General features: G+C 67.4%; 11 protein-coding genes. 9 read left to right on the top strand and 2 right to left on the bottom strand.

From position 1 onward, the window contains the following. The first annotated feature begins 211 nt into the window (after positions 1-211). From EGM71_RS12440 to EGM71_RS12405, 8 genes are all read left to right on the top strand, one after another. Positions 212-427 (top strand): hypothetical protein, encoded by a 216-nt coding sequence (locus EGM71_RS12440; protein ID WP_005410085.1) that lies wholly within the window; start codon positions 212-214, stop codon positions 425-427. Positions 428-634: 207 nt separating this feature from the next. Further along, on the top strand, positions 635-3,022 hold the full coding sequence (locus tag EGM71_RS12435) for a Tex family protein (protein ID WP_188485179.1): 2,388 nt from the start codon (positions 635-637) through the stop codon (positions 3,020-3,022). Between the two features lie 207 nt (positions 3,023-3,229). Next, positions 3,230-5,413 carry a PAS domain-containing protein gene (locus EGM71_RS12430; RefSeq protein ID WP_188485178.1) on the top strand — a complete coding sequence of 728 codons (2,184 nt, stop codon included), beginning with the start codon at positions 3,230-3,232 and terminating at the stop codon, positions 5,411-5,413. A 95-nt stretch (positions 5,414-5,508) separates the two neighbouring features. Further along, entirely contained in the window at positions 5,509-6,192 is a 684-nt protein-coding gene (locus EGM71_RS12425) for a response regulator transcription factor (RefSeq protein WP_188485177.1), read from the top strand. Further along, a complete protein-coding gene (locus EGM71_RS12420) occupies positions 6,170-7,549 on the top strand; it encodes a sensor histidine kinase (protein ID WP_188485176.1) in 1,380 nt (459 codons plus the stop codon). Before EGM71_RS12425 ends, EGM71_RS12420 begins: the two co-directional genes overlap by 23 nt. Before the next feature lie 663 nt (positions 7,550-8,212). After that, complete coding sequence (locus EGM71_RS12415) at positions 8,213-11,431, top strand: efflux RND transporter permease subunit (protein ID WP_188485175.1); 3,219 nt, start codon at positions 8,213-8,215, stop codon at positions 11,429-11,431. Further along, positions 11,424-12,587 (top strand): efflux RND transporter periplasmic adaptor subunit, encoded by a 1,164-nt coding sequence (locus EGM71_RS12410; RefSeq protein ID WP_188485174.1) that lies wholly within the window; start codon positions 11,424-11,426, stop codon positions 12,585-12,587. Before EGM71_RS12415 ends, EGM71_RS12410 begins: the two co-directional genes overlap by 8 nt. Continuing rightward, positions 12,574-13,965, top strand: a complete 1,392-nt coding sequence (locus tag EGM71_RS12405) for an efflux transporter outer membrane subunit (protein WP_188485173.1) — start codon at positions 12,574-12,576, stop codon at positions 13,963-13,965. The genes EGM71_RS12410 and EGM71_RS12405 overlap by 14 nt, the downstream gene beginning before the upstream one ends. A gap of 323 nt (positions 13,966-14,288) precedes the next feature. Here EGM71_RS12405 and EGM71_RS12400 read toward each other — a convergent pair whose 3' ends face one another. Beyond that, a complete protein-coding gene (locus EGM71_RS12400; RefSeq protein WP_188485172.1) occupies positions 14,289-14,579 on the bottom strand; it encodes a putative quinol monooxygenase in 291 nt (96 codons plus the stop codon). 62 nt (positions 14,580-14,641) lie between these two features. Further along, positions 14,642-15,730 (bottom strand): DUF5694 domain-containing protein, encoded by a 1,089-nt coding sequence (locus EGM71_RS12395; protein WP_188485171.1) that lies wholly within the window; start codon positions 15,728-15,730, stop codon positions 14,642-14,644. 155 nt (positions 15,731-15,885) lie between these two features. Here EGM71_RS12395 and EGM71_RS12390 point away from each other — a divergent pair, with 155 nt between their 5' ends. Beyond that, entirely contained in the window at positions 15,886-16,422 is a 537-nt protein-coding gene (locus EGM71_RS12390) for a GNAT family N-acetyltransferase (protein WP_188485170.1), read from the top strand. The last annotated feature ends 103 nt before the right edge of the window (positions 16,423-16,525 follow it).

The raw sequence follows: 16,525 nt of genomic DNA, 5'->3' as shown, positions 1-16,525 counted from the left end.
CCGTTGGCGGGAATCCCCCGCGGATTCGTTAGGCGGAAGTTAAAGATCCGTAAGCATTCTGCTGCGATCCCGCAGTCATCTGCATGCAACCGATCGTCATTAGCCTTTGTGACGTTCCAGTCAGGTTCGACGCGGTAAGCTCTCCCTCGATGAGCTCGCAGCATCGCTCATCGAGTGCAGTACGCAGTAGCAATTTGGAGGAATACATCACATGGCAATCGTTCTTTATGTCGGTGGTAGCAAGGATGGCGAGAAGGGCGTGGTGCCCTACGGCTTCAGCAAATCCCGCGCCGACACCGCGCTGGGGCCGGAGTTCTACACGGAGCGGTTCATGGAACTGCAGGGTGTCGGCAAGGTCCGCTTGATGGCCCTGGAAGGCATGCGTGACGAGATCGTCATGCAGCGCGCCGCCCGCCACTACCGCTGACCTTCGCAACACGCAGCAGGGCGCGCCCACCATCGTGCGCCCGCGCCGGCATCCCAGCCCCGGGCCAGTCCGAGCCCGCTCATTGCCAGGATGCCGGCGTCCAATCCGGCCCCGCCGCTGAACCTCGCCCCCTGTCAATGCCTTGTCCGGCTCCGTCGTGGGTTGCCAGAATGGGGTCTTCCCGTACCGCGGCACAGACCTGAAGCAATGCACGACGCCAAGAACGCCCAGAGCGCGCTCGCCCAGCAGATCGCCCAGACCATCGCCGACGAGATCGGTGCCCAGTCCGCCCAGGTACGCGCCGCCGTCGGCCTGCTTGACGAGGGCGCCAGCGTTCCGTTCATCGCGCGCTACCGCAAGGAAGTGACCGGGGGCCTGGACGACACCCAGCTGCGCAACCTGGAAACCCGGCTGACCTACCTGCGCGAGCTGGAGGACCGCCGTGCGGCGGTGCTGGCCAGCATCGGCGAGCAGGGCAAGCTCAGCGATGAACTGCGCAACGACATCCTGGCCGCCGATACCAAGAGCCGGCTGGAAGACCTCTACCTGCCGTACAAACCCAAGCGCCGGACCCGCGCGCAGATCGCCCGCGAGGCCGGACTGGAGCCGCTGGCCGATGGCCTGCTGGCCGACCCGGCGCAGGACCCGCAGACGTTCGCGGCCACCTTCGTCGATACCGACAAGGGCGTGGCCGACACCAAGGCCGCGCTGGAAGGCGCGCGCGCGATCCTGATGGAGCGCTGGGGCGAAGATGCCGCACTGGTTGGCGAACTGCGCACCTGGCTGGGCGAGACCGGCGTGATCCGTGCCCGCGTGGCCGAGGGCAAGGAAACCGAAGGCGCCAAGTACCGCGACTATTTCGAACATGCCGAGTCGCTGGCGAAGATTCCCTCGCACCGCTTGCTGGCACTGTTCCGCGCGCGCCGCGAGGAGATCCTGTTCCTGGAACTGGACCCGGGCAGCGATGCCGAAGCGGGCCACCAGTACGCCGAGGGTCGGGTGGCGCGCAAGGCCGGCATCGCCGACCAGGGCCGCGCCGCCGACCGCTGGCTGCTGGATGCCTGTCGCCTGACCTGGCGCGCCAAGCTGCACACCCATCTGCTGCTGGACCTGTTCAACCAGGCCCGCGAGAAGGCCGAAGCCGAAGCCATTGCCGTGTTCGGCGACAACCTGAAGGATCTGCTGCTGGCTGCACCGGCTGGCCCGAAGACCGTGCTGGGCCTGGACCCGGGCATCCGTACCGGCTGCAAGATCGCCGTGGTCGATGCCACCGGCAAGCTGGTCGCCACCGACACCATCTACCCGCATGAGCCGCGCCGCCAGTGGGATCAGTCCCTGCAGACAATCAAGCAGCTGTGCGCCAAGCACAACGTGGAACTGATCGCGATCGGCAACGGCACCGCCAGCCGCGAAACCGACAAGCTGGCCGGTGAAGCGATCAAGGCCGCTGCCAACCCGAAGCTGCAGAAGGTGGTGGTCAGCGAGGCCGGCGCGTCGGTGTACTCGGCGTCCGAGTTCGCGGCCAAGGAGTTCCCGGGGCTCGACGTGTCGCTGCGTGGCGCGGTGTCGATCGCCCGCCGCCTGCAGGACCCGCTGGCCGAGCTGGTGAAGATCGAGCCCAAGGCGATCGGCGTCGGCCAGTACCAGCACGATGTGGACCAGTACCGGCTGGCCCGGGCGCTGGATGCACGGGTCGAAGACTGCGTGAATGCCGTGGGCGTGTACGTGAATACCGCGTCGGCCGCACTGCTGTCGCGGGTGTCCGGCCTGTCGGCCACGGTGGCCGAGAACATCGTGCGCCATCGTGACGACAACGGCCCGTTCAAGCGTCGCAAGGACCTGCTGAAGGTCGCGCGCCTGGGCGAGAAGACCTTCGAGCAGTGTGCCGGCTTCCTGCGAATTGCGGATGGTGACCAGCCGCTGGACGCCTCGGCGGTGCACCCGGAAGCCTACCCGGTGGTCGAGCGCATCGTCGCCAGCACCGCGCGCCCGATCAAGGCGCTGATCGGTGATGGCAGCTTCCTGCGTGGCCTGAAGGCCGAGCAGTTCACCGATGCCACCTTCGGCGTGCCGACCGTGCGCGACATCCTGAAGGAACTGGAGAAGCCGGGCCGCGACCCGCGCCCGGAGTTCAAGGCGGCGCGCTTCGCCGAGGGCGTCGAGGACATCAAGGACCTGCGCGAGGGCATGGTGCTGGAGGGGGTGGTCAGCAACGTGGCCGCCTTCGGGGCCTTTGTCGATATCGGCGTGCACCAGGACGGCCTGATCCACATTTCGGCGCTCTCCGATACGTTCGTGAAGGACCCGCGCGACGTGGTCAAGGCCGGCGATATCGTCAAGGTGAAGGTGCTGGAGGTGGACGTGGCGCGCAAGCGCATCGCCCTGACCCGACGCCTGGACGACACCCCCGGCCAGGCCACCAGCCGCCCGGGCCAGCGCGATGAGCGCGGCCAGGGGCAGGGACCGCGCCGCGACGCCGGCGGCCAGAACCGTGGGCCAAACCGGGGCCAGGGTAATGGTGGCCGTCCCGCCCAGTCCGGCCCCCCGGCCAACAACGCCCTGGCTGAGGCCTTCGCCCGCGCCAAGCGCAGTTGAGGACCGTGCCCCCCGTCACGCTTGATTGGTGGCGGGGGACTTGTCGATTTTCCCCGTGATTGCGCACACTTGCGCCTGAGGGGGGCGTTCGGCCACCCCGCTGCCGCTGGGGAGGGCCATGACGCCAGCACCATCCGTTGCTCGTACCGGCGGCCGCAGCGTTCCGCTGTGGTCGGCGCCTGCCCGTGCCGGCAGGGGACCGGATTGATGCCGGGCCAGGGCACCCACGGCAATGGACTGCTGGAGCGCCGCCTGCAGGAACTGGCGGAAGAGCGTCGCCGCCTGGCGATGATCATCGACGGTACCGCTGCGGGAACCTGGGAATGGAACGTGCAGACCGGCGAGATGCGGGTCAACGCGCGCTGGGCCGAGATCGTCGGTTACCGCCTGGAAGAGCTGGAACCGATCTGCCAGAAGACGTTCCTGAAGCTGGTCCATCCCGATGACATTGCGCTGTCCGATGCGGCGCTGGACGACCATTTCGAAGGGCGCAGCGACAACTACGCCTGCCTGCTGCGCATGCGCCACAAGAACGGTCAGTGGATCTGGATCCAGGACCGCGGCCGCGTCTTTGAATGGGACGGGCAGGGCAGGCCGCTGTGGATGGCCGGTGCCCATGCCGATGTCACCGAGCTGCAGCAGGCGAGGCAGGACGCGGCCGAGACCCGGCAACGCTTGCAGGCCGTGGTCGATGCGTCCGATGAGGTGGCGGTGATCGCCACCGATACCGATGGCACCATCACCCTGTTCAACACGGGTGCGGAGCGCCTGCTGGGCTACAGCGCAGCGGAGGTGGTCGGCCAGCGCCGGCTTGATGCGTTCCACGATCCGGAGGAGCTGAAAGCCTGGCTGAGGCCGCTGGCCGATGCCGAGGGCAACCTTCCTGACGTGTTCGAAGCGCTCAGTGCCCGCGCCGACGGGCAGACCTATTCGCGGCAGTGGACGTTGCTGCGCAAGGAGGGCCTGCCACGCCAGGTACGCCTGTCGATCAGCCGCATGGAGGGCGCCGAGGGCGCGCGCATCGGCTACGTCGGCATGGCCATCGACATCACCGAGATCCTGCAGGCGCGCGCCGAGGCACGGCTGTCGGCGGAGAAGTTCGCGGGCGCCTTCACGTCTGCGGCGCTGGGCATGGCCCTGGTCTCGCTGGAGGGGCGCTGGCTGGACGTCAACGACGCGTTGTGCCGGATCCTGGGTTATCCGCGCGAAGAGCTGCTGCAGGTCGATTTCCAGCGCCTGACCCATCCTGATGACCTGCAGACCGACCTGGCTCTGGTGCAGGACCTGCTGGCCGGACGGCGCAGCCACTACCACCTTGAAAAGCGCTATCTCGACCGCGATGGCCGCATCATCTGGGCGCGGCTGTCGGTGTCGCTGGTGCGCGCCGAGCACGGCGAACCGCTGCATTTCGTGTCGCAGATCCAGGACATCACCGCCCAGCGCAGTAGCGAGCAACGCCTGTTCGAGAGTGAACAGCGCAGCCGCATCACCCTGGATGCGGTGGCCGACCTGGTGCTCAGCGTCAGCCTTGATGGCCGCATCGACTACGCCAATGCAGCTGCGGTACGCACCCTGGCCGGCGATGGCGCGATGTCGTTGGCCGGGCACAAGGTGCAGGATGTGCTGGCGTTGACTACCGAATACGCGCCCGGCTCGGTACTGGACGTGTCGGTACTGCTGGACCCGGAGAGCAACGCGGTGGACCTGCACGCCGACCTGCTGCTGCGCCTGGGCACGGCTACGGTGCCGGTGGACCTGACCCGTGCCTGGCTGCGCGATGACGAAGGCCATGTGCGCGGCGCGGTGTGGGTGCTGCGCGACGACACCCAGCAGCGGGCGCGCCAGCGCGAAGCCCGTCACCTGGCCGAGATCGATCCGCTTACCGAACTGAGCAACCGCCGCGGTTTCGAGGTGCACCTGCAACAGGCGATCACCCGCGTTGAGCGCACCGGCCAGGCCGCCTCGCTGATGTACATCGATCTGGACCGCTTCAAGCCGGTCAACGACACCTGGGGCCACCTGGCCGGCGATGCCGTGCTGTGGGCGGTGGCCAGTGTGCTGCGCCACGGCGTGCGCGATTCGGACGTCGTTGCGCGGCTGGGCGGTGACGAATTCGCGGTGATCCTGTCCGGTTGTACGCCGCGTCGTGCGGCCCGTATCGGTGGCGAACTGCTGCACACGCTGGCCTCGCTGTCGATTCCGTGGGACCAGCACCGGTTGCGGGTGGGTGCCAGCATCGGCATCGCGCCGCTGGCGGGCGGCATGAGCGTGGACCAGGCGGTGGCCGCTGCCGATGCCCAGTGCTACCGGGCCAAGGCCATGGGGCGCAACAACGTGCAGGTGCAGGGTGAGCTGTCCGAGCTTCCGGGTGAGGACGGCGAGCCGGGCTGAACCGGCCCGCACCATCGCGGTCGATGAAGGATGTTTCATTTGCCCGCGCCGGCTGATTTGGCGAGCATGGGCCAGTCTGGACTTCAGCGGTGCCCATGTCGCGCATATTGACCATCGAGGATGACGCCATCACTGCCCAGGAGATCGTGGCCGAGCTGGGCAGCCATGGCCTGCAGGTGGACTGGGTGGCCGACGGCCGCGAAGGCCTGGTGCGCGCGGCCAGTGGCGACTATGACGCGATCACGCTGGATCGCATGCTGCCCGGGCTGGATGGCCTGGCCATCGTCACCACCCTGCGCCGGATCGGCATCGACACGCCCGTGCTGATGCTCAGCGCGCTGTCGGATGTGGACGAGCGGGTGCGCGGCCTGCGCGCTGGCGGCGATGACTACCTGACCAAGCCGTTTGCCTCGGACGAGATGGCGGCGCGGGTGGAGGTGCTGCTGCGTCGCCGCCAACGCCCGGCCAGCAACGAGACCCTGCTGTGCGTGGGCGATCTGCAGCTGGACCTGCTGGCGCGGACCGCCCATCGGGGCGGGCGCAGCCTGAGCCTGCTGCCGACCGAGTTCAAGCTGCTGGAATACCTGATGCGCAACGCCGGCCAGGTGCTGACCCGGATGATGCTGTTCGAGGAAGTGTGGGGTTATCACTTCGACCCGGGCACCAACCTGATCGACGTCCACATCGGCCGCCTGCGTCGCAAACTGGACCAGGCCGGTGCGCCGTCGTTGATCCGTACCGTGCGCGGTAGTGGCTATGTCCTCAGCGAAACTGTCTGACGGCTGGCGTTCGTCCAGCAGCCGTCTGCTGGGCCTGTACAGCCTGCTGTTCGTGGCCTGGTCGTGCGTGCTGCTGGGGGTGCTGTACTGGAGGGTGTCGCTGTATCTGGACGAGCTGGCACAGTCGGCGGTGCTGCAACGTGCGCACCTGTTCGAGCATTTCACCGGTGATGGCCTGACCGCAGCGCTGCGCGAGAACCGCCGCTACGACCTGCATGGCATCGATGCCTACGGGTTGTTCACGCCCGACGGCCAGCCGATTGCCGGGATGCTGAAGTCGCTGCCGGCGCAGCTGTCGCTTGATGGCAGCGCGCATCCGGTGTCGGGCCTGCCGATCGCTGATGTGAATGCACGCGGCAAACGCGGCTTCGGCCTGGCGATGCCGACCCGCGATGGTCGCGTCCTGGTGCTGGTGCGTTACAGCGGACCATTGAACGAGGTCAATCACCTGATCCTCGACGCACTGTTGTGGGGCGTGTCGTTGACCCTGCTGCCAGGCCTGCTTGGCTGGCATCTCTTGCGGCGACGGCCACTGCGCCGCATCCAGGCCATTGAACAGGCCACCGCGCGCATCGTTGCTGGCGATCTCGGCCAGCGCCTGCCGCTGGCCAACCGTCGCGATGAACTGGACATGCTGGCGGCCATCGTCAACGCCATGCTCGACCGCATCGAGCAGTTGATGACCGAGGTCAAAGGTGTGTGCGACAACATCGCCCACGACCTGCGTACACCGCTGACGCGCGTGCGCGCGCAGCTGTACCGCATGCGCCAGCAGGTACAGGACGATGATCCGCAGGCGCTGCCGCTGGAGCAGGTACTGGAAGAAACCGACACACTGATGGCGAGGTTCCGCGCGCTGTTGCGGATCTCCGAGCTGGAAGATCACCAGCGCCGTTCCGGGTTCGGCACGCTGGCGCCGGAAGCGCTGCTGCAGGAGATCCACGCGTTCTACGCGCCGCTGGCGGAGGAGAAGGGGCAGTGGCTGCAGCTGGAACTGGCCGCTGACCTGCCCGGCGTGGTGGGCGACCGTGGCCTGTTGTTCGAGGCGATCGGCAACCTGCTCGACAACGCGATCCGGTTCGCGCCGGAAGGTGGCCGCGTGCAGCTGTCGGCCCTGGTGGAGGAGGGTGCTACCTGCATCGTGGTGGAGGATTCGGGGCCCGGCATTCCCGAAGCCGAACGCAGCCTGGTGTTCCAGCGTTTCCATCGTGCGGAGGCCAGCAAGGGCGGAGGATTCGGCCTGGGCCTGTCGATCGTGGCAGCCATCGCGGGCCTGCACGGGTTCCGCCTGCAGGTGGCGCAGTCCACGCTGGGCGGCGCGCGTTTCAGCCTGCTGTGCCGGCCGCAGGTGCTGTAGAGGGTGTTCTTTTTTGCAGGGCTTGCAGCCCTGCACCTGCCGAAGCAACGTCAACTTCAAAAGCCTGCATTCCGTGGGATGGCGGGGTGGGTCCGGCTGCGGGGGGCGCCGTAAATACGTCCTTGTAGGCTCGGTCGCCGCATCCATGCGGCTCACGCCCCCGCAACCGGACCCACCCCGCCTTCGACAGTTTTCCGCTGCTGTTGGTGCCAGCTGCTGCTGGTGGGTGCCGACCTTGGTCGACTGCTCTGGTAGGTGTCGACCTTGGTCGACACGGTAGATCCACGCCATGCGTGGATGAATCATTCGATATCTGACGGATGTGTCGACCAAGGTCGACACCTACCAACAGCCGTCGGAACCTGTCGAAGGTGGGGCGGTGTCGGAGTGCGGGGTGTCAGCCGCATGGATGCGGCTGCCAAGCCCCCAGGGATGGGTTCACGGCGTCCCCGCACTCCGACACCGGCCCACCATCCCACGGAATGCCCGCTGTTGCTGTTGCTGTTGCTTCAACGCTTCGGCAGGTGCAGGGCGCAGCCCTGCCGAAACCACTTCCTTCATGAAATATGTTTCATCTGCGGCACAGCCTTGTTTTAGCTGGCAACGCGGATACTTGCCGACCTGCGCTGCCCGCGGTGGGCAGTGGCACCGTTGGAGAGCCGCATGCTCGGGTTGGTCAGGACCGCGCTCAACAAGCCTTACACCTTCGTGGTGATGGCCATTTTCATCTGCATCGTCGGTCCGCTCAGCGCACTGCGCACCCCCACTGACGTGTTTCCCGATATCGGCATCCCGGTCATCGCCGTGGTCTGGCAGTACACCGGCCTGTCGCCGGATGCGATGGCCGGGCGGGTGATCTCGCCGTACGAGCGTGCGCTCAGCACCACCGTCAACGACATCGCGCATATCGAATCGCAGTCGCTGGCCGGCATGGGCGTGGTCAAGGTGTTTTTCCAGCCGGGCGTGGACATCCGCACTGCCAATGCGCAGATCACCGCGATCTCGCAGACCATGGTCAAGCAGATGCCGGCAGGCATGACGCCGCCACTGATCCTCAACTACAGCGCCTCGACCGTGCCGGTGCTGCAGATGGCGTTCTCCAGCCCGACGCTGGGGGAATCGCAGATCCGCGATCTTGCGCAGAACACGGTCCGCCCGCCATTGACGTCGATCCCGGGCCTGGCCATTCCCGCCCCCTACGGCGGCAAGCAGCGCCAGATCACCCTCGACCTGGACCCTCAGGCGATGGCGGCCAAGGGGCTGTCGGCGCAGGACGTGGGCAACGCGCTGGCGGCGCAGAACCAGATCACCCCGGTCGGTACCGCCAAGCTGGGCAGCAACGAGTTCACCGTGCTGCTCAACAACAGCCCCACCGAGATCGAGGCGCTGAATGACCTGCCGATCCGCACCGTCAATGGTGCGGTGGTCACCATCGGCCAGGTTGCCCACGTGCGCGATGGCTCGCCGCCGCAGACCAACATCGTGCGCGTCAACGGTGGCCATTCGGTGCTGATGGCCGCGTTGAAGAATGGCGATGCGTCCACGCTCACGCTCGTCAGCAGCATGCGGGCGATGCTGCCGCAGATCGGGGAGTCGCTGCCGCCGTCGCTGAAGATCTCGTTGCTGGGCGATGCCTCGACCTTCGTGCGCGAATCGATCAGCAGCGTCGCCCGCGAGGGCATCATCGCTGCGCTGCTGACCAGCGTGATGATCCTGGTGTTTCTCGGCAGCTGGCGTTCGACCGTCATCATCGCGGCCTCGATTCCGCTGGCGGTGCTGTCGGCCATCGCGCTGTTGTCGGCCGCCGGGCAGACCCTCAACGTGATGACGCTGGGCGGCCTGGCGCTGGCGGTGGGCATCCTGGTCGACGATGCCACGGTCACCATCGAGAACGTCAACTGGCACCTGGAGCAGGGCAAGGGCGTGCGCGAGGCGATCCTTGATGGCGCCGCGCAGATTGTCGGCCCGGCATTCGTGTCGCTGCTGTGCATCTGCATCGTGTTCGTGCCGATGTTCCTGCTCGATGGCATCGCCGGTTACCTGTTCCGGCCGATGGCGCTGGCCGTCATCTTCGCCATGGGCAGCTCGTTCGTGCTCTCGCGCACCCTGGTGCCGACCATGGCGCTGTACCTGCTGCGTCCGCATCGCGTGGAAGGCGGAGTCGGCCATCATCCCGAGGACGCCTTCCTCAACCATCACGAAGGCGACCATCCGCAGCCGCGTCGCGCTCGCCTGACGGCCGCGCTGGTGCGCTGGCAGCAACGTTTCGAGGCAGGCTTCTCCGCCACCCGCGATCGATACCATGCGCTGCTCGGCCTGGCGCTGGCCCACCGCAGCCGCTTCCTGCTGGGCTTCATGGCCTGCGTGCTGGTGTCCTTCGCGCTGCTGCCAACCCTGGGTCAGGACTTCTTCCCGGCCACCGAAGCCAGCGCGCTGTCGCTGCACGTACGCCTGCCGCTGGGCACGCGCATCGAGGAAACCGCGGCGATGTTCGATCGCATCGAAACACGCATCCGCCAGGAAGTGCCGCCGCATGAGATCGATGCCATCGTCGACAACCTCGGCCTGCCGATGACCGGCATCAACATCGCCTACAGCGCCAGCGGCACCATTGGCCCGCAGGATGGTGACATCCAGGTGTCGCTGAAGCCGGGCCATGGCGATGCAGCCGAGTACGCGCGGCGCCTGCGGGAGGTGCTGCCGACGGCTTTCCCGGGCGTCAGCTTTGCGTTCCTGCCGGCCGATACCAGCAGCCAGATCCTCAACTTCGGTTCGCCGGCGCCGTTGGACGTGCGCATTGCCGGGCCGGATGCCGCTGGCAATCGGGCCTATGCACAGGAACTGCAGCGTCGCCTGCGGCACGTGCCGGGTCTGGTCGACCTGCGCCTGCAGCAGCCCGATGGCTATCCGACCCTGAAGGTGGATGTCGATCGCCTGCGTGCCAATGGCCTGGGCATTACCGAACGCGATGTTACCAACAGCATGGTGGCGTCACTGGCCGGCAGCAGCCAGGTTGCTCCGACCTTCTGGTTGAGCCCGAAGAACGGCATTTCCTACAGCGTGGTCGCGGCCACGCCGCAGTACCGCATGGACAGCCTGGCGGCGCTGCAGGCGCTGCCGGTGACCGGCAGCGGCGGTACGCCGCAGGTGCTGGGCGGCCTGGCTGATATCCAGCGAGGCTCCAGTTCGGCGGTGGTCACTCACTACAACGTGCAGCCCACGCTGGACCTGTATGCCAGCGTGCAGGACCGTGACCTGGGTGCAGTGGCGGCCGATGTGCAGAAGGTCATCGATGGGATGGCCGGCCAGCGGCCACGGGGTACCGAGGTGGGCCTGCATGGGCAGATCGATGCGCTGCATGTGGCGTTCACCGGACTCGGCTACGGCCTGCTGGCGGCGATCGTGCTGATCTACCTGCTCATCGTCATCAATTTCCAGTCCTGGACCGATCCGTTCGTGATCATCACCGCATTGCCGGCGGGCCTGGCGGGCGTGGTCTGGATGTTGTTCCTGACCCACACCACGCTGTCGGTGCCCGCGTTGACCGGCGCCATCCTGTGCATGGGCGTGGCCACGGCCAACTCGATCCTGGTGGTCAGCTTCTGCCGCGAGCGCCTGGCCGAGCATGGTGACGCGGCCAAGGCTGCGCTTGAAGCAGGATTCACCCGTTTCCGTCCGGTCTGCATGACAGCGCTGGCGATGATCCTGGGCATGCTGCCGACCGCACTGTCCACCGAGCAGAACGCGCCACTGGGCCGCGCGGTGATCGGCGGCCTGTTGCTGGCGACCTGCGCCACGTTGTTGTTCGTTCCGGTGGTGTTCGCATTGGCCCACTCCCGCAAAACCCGTACTGCTCCTGCCGGAGAACCCCTGCATGTCTGACTCTTCGCTGCCGCAGCGCTCGCTGCGCCGTCCTTTGCTTCTGGCCGCTGCTGTTGCACTCGTCCTGGTGGCGGGTGGCCTTGCCCTGCGCGCACAGCAGGCACACGCCGTGGTCGAGTGGACCGAGCGCCAGGCGGTCCCGTCCGTGCAGGTGGTTGTCGCCGGTGGAAAAAGTGCTGCAGGAACAATGACCCTGCCGGCACACCTGAGTGCCTGGACCGAGGCACCGATACATGCTCGTGTAGGCGGCTACCTGAAGTCGTGGAGCGCCGACATCGGCCAGGCGGTCAAGGCTGGACAGGTGCTGGCGGTGATCGACAGCCCGGAACTGGACCAGCAGATCGCCCAGGCCCACGCCCACCTGCTGCAGGTACAGGCAGACGCAGCGTTGGCCAAGGTCAGCGCTGAGCGTTGGCAAGGCATGCTCGGCAGCCATTCGGTGTCGCGCCAGGAAGCCGACGAGAAGCAGGCCAATGCGGTGGCCGCACAGGCCAGCGTGGAAGCGGCGCAGGCCGACTATGCGCGGTTGCAGGAGCTTGGTCGCTACCGTACGTTGCGCGCGCCGTTCGATGGCACTGTCACCTCGCGGCAGACCGACGTCGGCCAGCTGATCCGTGCCGACGACAGCGGCCGCGAGCTGTTCAACATCGCCGACACCCGCCGCTTGCGCCTGATGGTGCCGGTGCCGCAGAACAGCGCGGCCAGCATTCGCTCCGGGCTGCAGGCCACGCTGCAGGTGCCGGGCCAGGAAGGGCGTCATTTCACCGCCACGCTGCAGGGAGATTCCAGTGCGATCGATCGCAGCTCGGGCACCCTGCTGGCGCAGTTCGTGGTCGACAACGCCGATGGTGCGCTGTTGCCCGGCAGCTATGCGGAAGTGACCCTGCCACTGCAGGGTGGTGGCGGCGGTGTGAGCGTGCCGGCCGAGGTGCTGATCTTCCGTGCCAAGGGCACCCAGGTGGCGGTGGTCGACGCCCAGGACATCGTGCATCTGCGCGACATCCATATTGTCAGTGACCTGGGTAGCACGCTACGCGTGGACCGGGGCCTGAAGGCGGGCGACCGGGTCATTCCCAACCCACCCGATGCCCTGCGCGAGGGAGACCACGTGCGTGTGGTGGCCGGTGAGCAGGAGCCCGCGCATGCCCGCGGCTGATCGTGCCGTGGCGCTGGCGGCGGTGCTGCTGTTGGGCGGCTGCTCGCTGGCGCCGGCCTATCAGGTGCCGTCGGTGGCGATGCCGGCCGCCTACGAGCAGGTTGGACCGGGGATGGCCACCGCGTCGTTGCAGGAGGCGTGGTGGCACGTCTTCCAGGATCCGCTGCTGGACCAGCTGCAGCAACAGCTGGAGCAGGCCAATCCGACGCTGGCGCTGGCCGTGGCGCACTACGATGCCGCACGTGCCGCGGCGGGCGAGGTGGCGTCGGCGCGTGCGCCGCAGATCGGCTTCAGTACCGGACCGGTGCGCCAGCGCCAGTCCGATGACAAGCCGCTGCGCAGCGCGACCCAGCCGGCCATCTATGACAGCAATAGCGCCACGTTTTCGCTGTCGTTCGATCTTGACCTGTGGGGGCGGCTGCGCAACGCGGCGGCCGCCGGGAGGGCGCGCGCCGATGCGAGTGGCGACGACCTGGCCGCAGCGCGGCTGAGCCTGTCACAGCAGCTGGCCGGGCTCTATCTGCAGCTCAGGGGCGTCGAGGCGCAGCAGGTGATCCTGCGCGAGAGCATCGAGGACTACCGGCAGGCGCTGGTGCTGACCGAAGACCGATTCCGTGGCGAGATCGCTTCGGAGCTGGATTTGTCCCGTGCACGGCATCAGCTGGCGAGCGCACAGGCCGATCTGGATGCGCTCGACGCGCGCCACGACCTGCTGCGGCATGCCCTTGCCGAACTGGTCGGTGCGCCGGCCAGCGGGTTCACCCTGGCCTCGGCCGGCCTGCCGGCACTGCCGACGGTGCCGGCGGACCTGCCCAGCAATCTGCTGCAGCGGCGGCCGGATATCGCGGCTGCCGAGCGTCGCGTGTTCGCCGCCAATGCCGGCATCGGTGTGGCGCGCGCCGCGTGGTTCCCGCAGCTCAGCCTGACCGGGTTGCTGGGTGGCCAGACCTCGGGTGGCAGCGCCCTGCTGGATGCTGGCAACCGATACTGGGCGCTAGGGCCGTTGGCTGCATTGCCGGTATTCGATGGCGGCCGCCGCAAGGCCGCCAAGGCCGGGGCCGAAGCCGAGTTCGACGCTGCTTCGGCGCAGTACCGGGCCACCGTGCTGGCGGCGATCCGCCAGGTCGAAGACCAGCTGAGCCTGCTGCGCCAGCTCGATGCCCAGCGCGGCCACGAGCAGGAGGCCGTGCTGGCCGCACGGCGTGCGGAGCAGATCGCGCATGACCGCTACACCGGCGGTGCGGTGAGCTACCTGGACGTGGTCAGCGCGCAGACCGATGCCCGTCAGGCGCAGCTGGGCCTGCAGGACATCCAGAGCCGGCAGCTGCAGGCCAGTGCGGCGCTGATGGCGGCATTGGGCGGTGGCTGGTCGCGATAGCGGCCGGAGACGGTCTCAGCCTGTGAGAGGGAGGGGCGGAACAATCGCCGCATCCTCCCGGACAAGAGAGCACAGGATGATCAGCTGGAATCGGAATGCCGTCGCTGCCTACGCGCCGGCCATGGTCGGCTGGTGCCTGGCGCTGGCCAGTGGCCTGCGCCTGGAACAAGTGCGTGACGATCGCCTTGCCCAGGCAATGTTGCCGTTGCTGCACGGGAGCGTGGTGGCGTCGCTGCTACTGACCCTGGCGTGCACGGTGGCAGCCAGCGTGCTGCTGTGGCGAGGTGCAGACCGCGATCGCGGTGGTGGCATCGATGCGGGCGCTACAGCGGCGCCGCATCCATCAGCAGGAAACGGCACGGCGCACACTGGAAGGCATTGATCTGTGGCACCAGGCGCTGGAAGTGTTCGCTGGCGCAGTGCAGGTCGAGCGCGGCGCGGTCGGGCCACAGCTCGATGAAGATGAAGTGCCCCGGATCCTTCTGGTCGACGAACAGTTCATAGCCGAGGCAGAGCGGCTCGCGCTGCGTGCATGCGACCAGCTCCCGGTACAGGGGAAGCACGGTATCCACGGCATCGGGATGGATGAAATCCTCGGCGATCACTTTCAGCATGTCGGCATCTGCAAATCGGGCCCTGCAGGATAGTGCCGGCGCGTGGCCGGCACCTATGCCTGTCAACGCAATACTGCGTCCGCACTGACCAGCTGCACATCGTGCATCTGGTTGAGGTAGGCCTCGTAGTAGCCCTTGTGCGAGGCACCGACGATCGCCAGCATGCGGCTGCCGGGGTGCTGGCCCAGCACGTCGCGCATGTTGGCGACCATGCGCAGGTTGCGGGTTTCCCAGTAGCCGACATAGTTGCGGCCGAACTCTTCGGTGGACGGCTCGACCAGGGCGGCGCCGAAGTCGCTGTCGTAGACAGTCATCGCCGTTTCCGGGGCGTTGTAGTTGCGATAGAGCGCAAGCAGGCCGCCGGGCTTGCCCAGGTTGGCCTCCAGCGATTCGTCCGCGGCGAACCGTGCCGCACTTGCCGGGTTGTCCCAGGCTGCTTTCAGGGCCGCACCGTAGGCCTTTTCCTGAGCTTTCAGAATGGGGGCGTCGCCCGTGTGGTCATCGACCGACCACAGGCGCTCCAGCCCCAGGCGCGCGGCGAGTACGCCGGCGATCATGCCCACCTCGTCAGGCCTGGCCATGCGCCTGTCGAGGAACTGCACCAGCTCGGGTGTCAGGCTGTCGGCGGCGCGACGTTCGTCCTTGGGCAGGCGCAGCCATTGCACCACGGCCGAGCCGTTCTCGCCGGCGGCCAGGAACACGGCGGCCAGGCGGCGGCGCTGCGCGGGCGTGGGCGACGTCGGCCACTGCGCGAGCAGGCGCTCCATCTCGGCATTGGCGCTGGGGACGTCCAGGCCGGTTGCAGCCTGTGCCGGTGCCGGATCGATGCAGTAGGTCTCGACACTGTCGGCATAACGGGCGGGGTTGCGACGCATGAAATCGCACTGCAGGCCGGACAGGTTTTCGACGGCGATGGCGGTCGGCTGCCAGGCCTGCAGGCGCTTCAGCAGGGGCTCCAACAGCTCCGGAGTGAAGGTCTTCGGCAGCCCGGAAAGATGGGGCGTACCGAGCACCAGCACTTCGTTCGGGCGGCCCGCGGGAGGTCCCTTCAGCTGGTCGGGGTGAAAGGCGGGCCGATAGGTGGCATCGGCGGCCAGCGCGCCGGTGCTGCACAGGACGAGGATGATGAGGCTGCCCAAACGAACGAACATAAGATCTCCATGTCAGTGAACGATCCTGCAGATCGCTGCATGCTCACCATTTTTACGTGGTGGAGTATCTCCCGTTGGTCATGCAAACCTTTTCGGCTTGAACTGCATCGGCGTCCCGGGCGAGGCTATGCCCAATGACAGCAACGATGCGCGACATGTCCCCCGACGACTGGACCATCGACAGCCGGCGGCTGCAGCTCCGGCCCTTCACGCCGGAGGACGCGGGCGCGGCGTTTGCCGCGATCACGCCGGGGCTGACCCGCTACATGGCGTTTGATCCCCCTGCGTCGGAGCACGCATTCGCCGCTGTCTGGTCGACGTGGTTGCCTACCATCGCCGATGGCACCGACCTTACGTTCGTGATCCGCCGACACGCGGATGGTGCGTTCCTCGGCCTGGCCGGCCTGCATCGCACTGCCGATGCGGAACCCGAACTGGGCATCTGGATCGCCGAGGCGATGCATGGGCATGGCTATGGCCGTGAAGCCGTGGCAGCGGTGCGTGCGCTCGCATCCCGGCGGCTGGACCGCCCCGCATTCCGCTACCCGGTGGCCGAGCAGAACACGCCCAGCCGGCGCCTGGCGGAATCGCTCGGCGGCGTCCCCGTCGCGCGTGAGCAGAATGTGAAGTACATCGCAATTGTCTACCGCATCCCTGCAGCAGCATCTGAAGTTGCGACGGACGTCGCGTAATCCGGCTAAAGCCACCGATCGCATCGCCGATACACCCTCTGGATCCCGCTCCAGTCGCCCGCTGCAGGACCCCAGGCTGCCCCCGATGGGCGGCCCGCGCTGT

This window comes from Stenotrophomonas maltophilia, assembly GCF_006970445.1.
In the GTDB taxonomy this organism is placed as follows: domain Bacteria; phylum Pseudomonadota; class Gammaproteobacteria; order Xanthomonadales; family Xanthomonadaceae; genus Stenotrophomonas; species Stenotrophomonas maltophilia_AU.
Note: the sequence above shows the minus strand (reverse complement) of the source record. Positions and strands in the feature narration are given on the sequence as shown.

What these genes read in the sequence shown, in the direction of transcription:
- EGM71_RS12440 (WP_005410085.1), top strand. Translation starts at nt 212, where the DNA reads ATGGCAATCGTTCTTTATGTCGGTGGTAGCAAGGATGGCGAGAAGGGC.
- EGM71_RS12435 (WP_188485179.1), top strand. Translation starts at nt 635, where the DNA reads ATGCACGACGCCAAGAACGCCCAGAGCGCGCTCGCCCAGCAGATCGCC.
- EGM71_RS12430 (WP_188485178.1), top strand. Translation starts at nt 3,230, where the DNA reads ATGCCGGGCCAGGGCACCCACGGCAATGGACTGCTGGAGCGCCGCCTG.
- EGM71_RS12425 (WP_188485177.1), top strand. Translation starts at nt 5,509, where the DNA reads ATGTCGCGCATATTGACCATCGAGGATGACGCCATCACTGCCCAGGAG.
- EGM71_RS12420 (WP_188485176.1), top strand. Translation starts at nt 6,170, where the DNA reads ATGTCCTCAGCGAAACTGTCTGACGGCTGGCGTTCGTCCAGCAGCCGT.
- EGM71_RS12415 (WP_188485175.1), top strand. Translation starts at nt 8,213, where the DNA reads ATGCTCGGGTTGGTCAGGACCGCGCTCAACAAGCCTTACACCTTCGTG.
- EGM71_RS12410 (WP_188485174.1), top strand. Translation starts at nt 11,424, where the DNA reads ATGTCTGACTCTTCGCTGCCGCAGCGCTCGCTGCGCCGTCCTTTGCTT.
- EGM71_RS12405 (WP_188485173.1), top strand. Translation starts at nt 12,574, where the DNA reads ATGCCCGCGGCTGATCGTGCCGTGGCGCTGGCGGCGGTGCTGCTGTTG.
- EGM71_RS12400 (WP_188485172.1), bottom strand. Translation starts at nt 14,579, where the DNA reads ATGCTGAAAGTGATCGCCGAGGATTTCATCCATCCCGATGCCGTGGAT.
- EGM71_RS12395 (WP_188485171.1), bottom strand. Translation starts at nt 15,730, where the DNA reads ATGTTCGTTCGTTTGGGCAGCCTCATCATCCTCGTCCTGTGCAGCACC.
- EGM71_RS12390 (WP_188485170.1), top strand. Translation starts at nt 15,886, where the DNA reads ATGTCCCCCGACGACTGGACCATCGACAGCCGGCGGCTGCAGCTCCGG.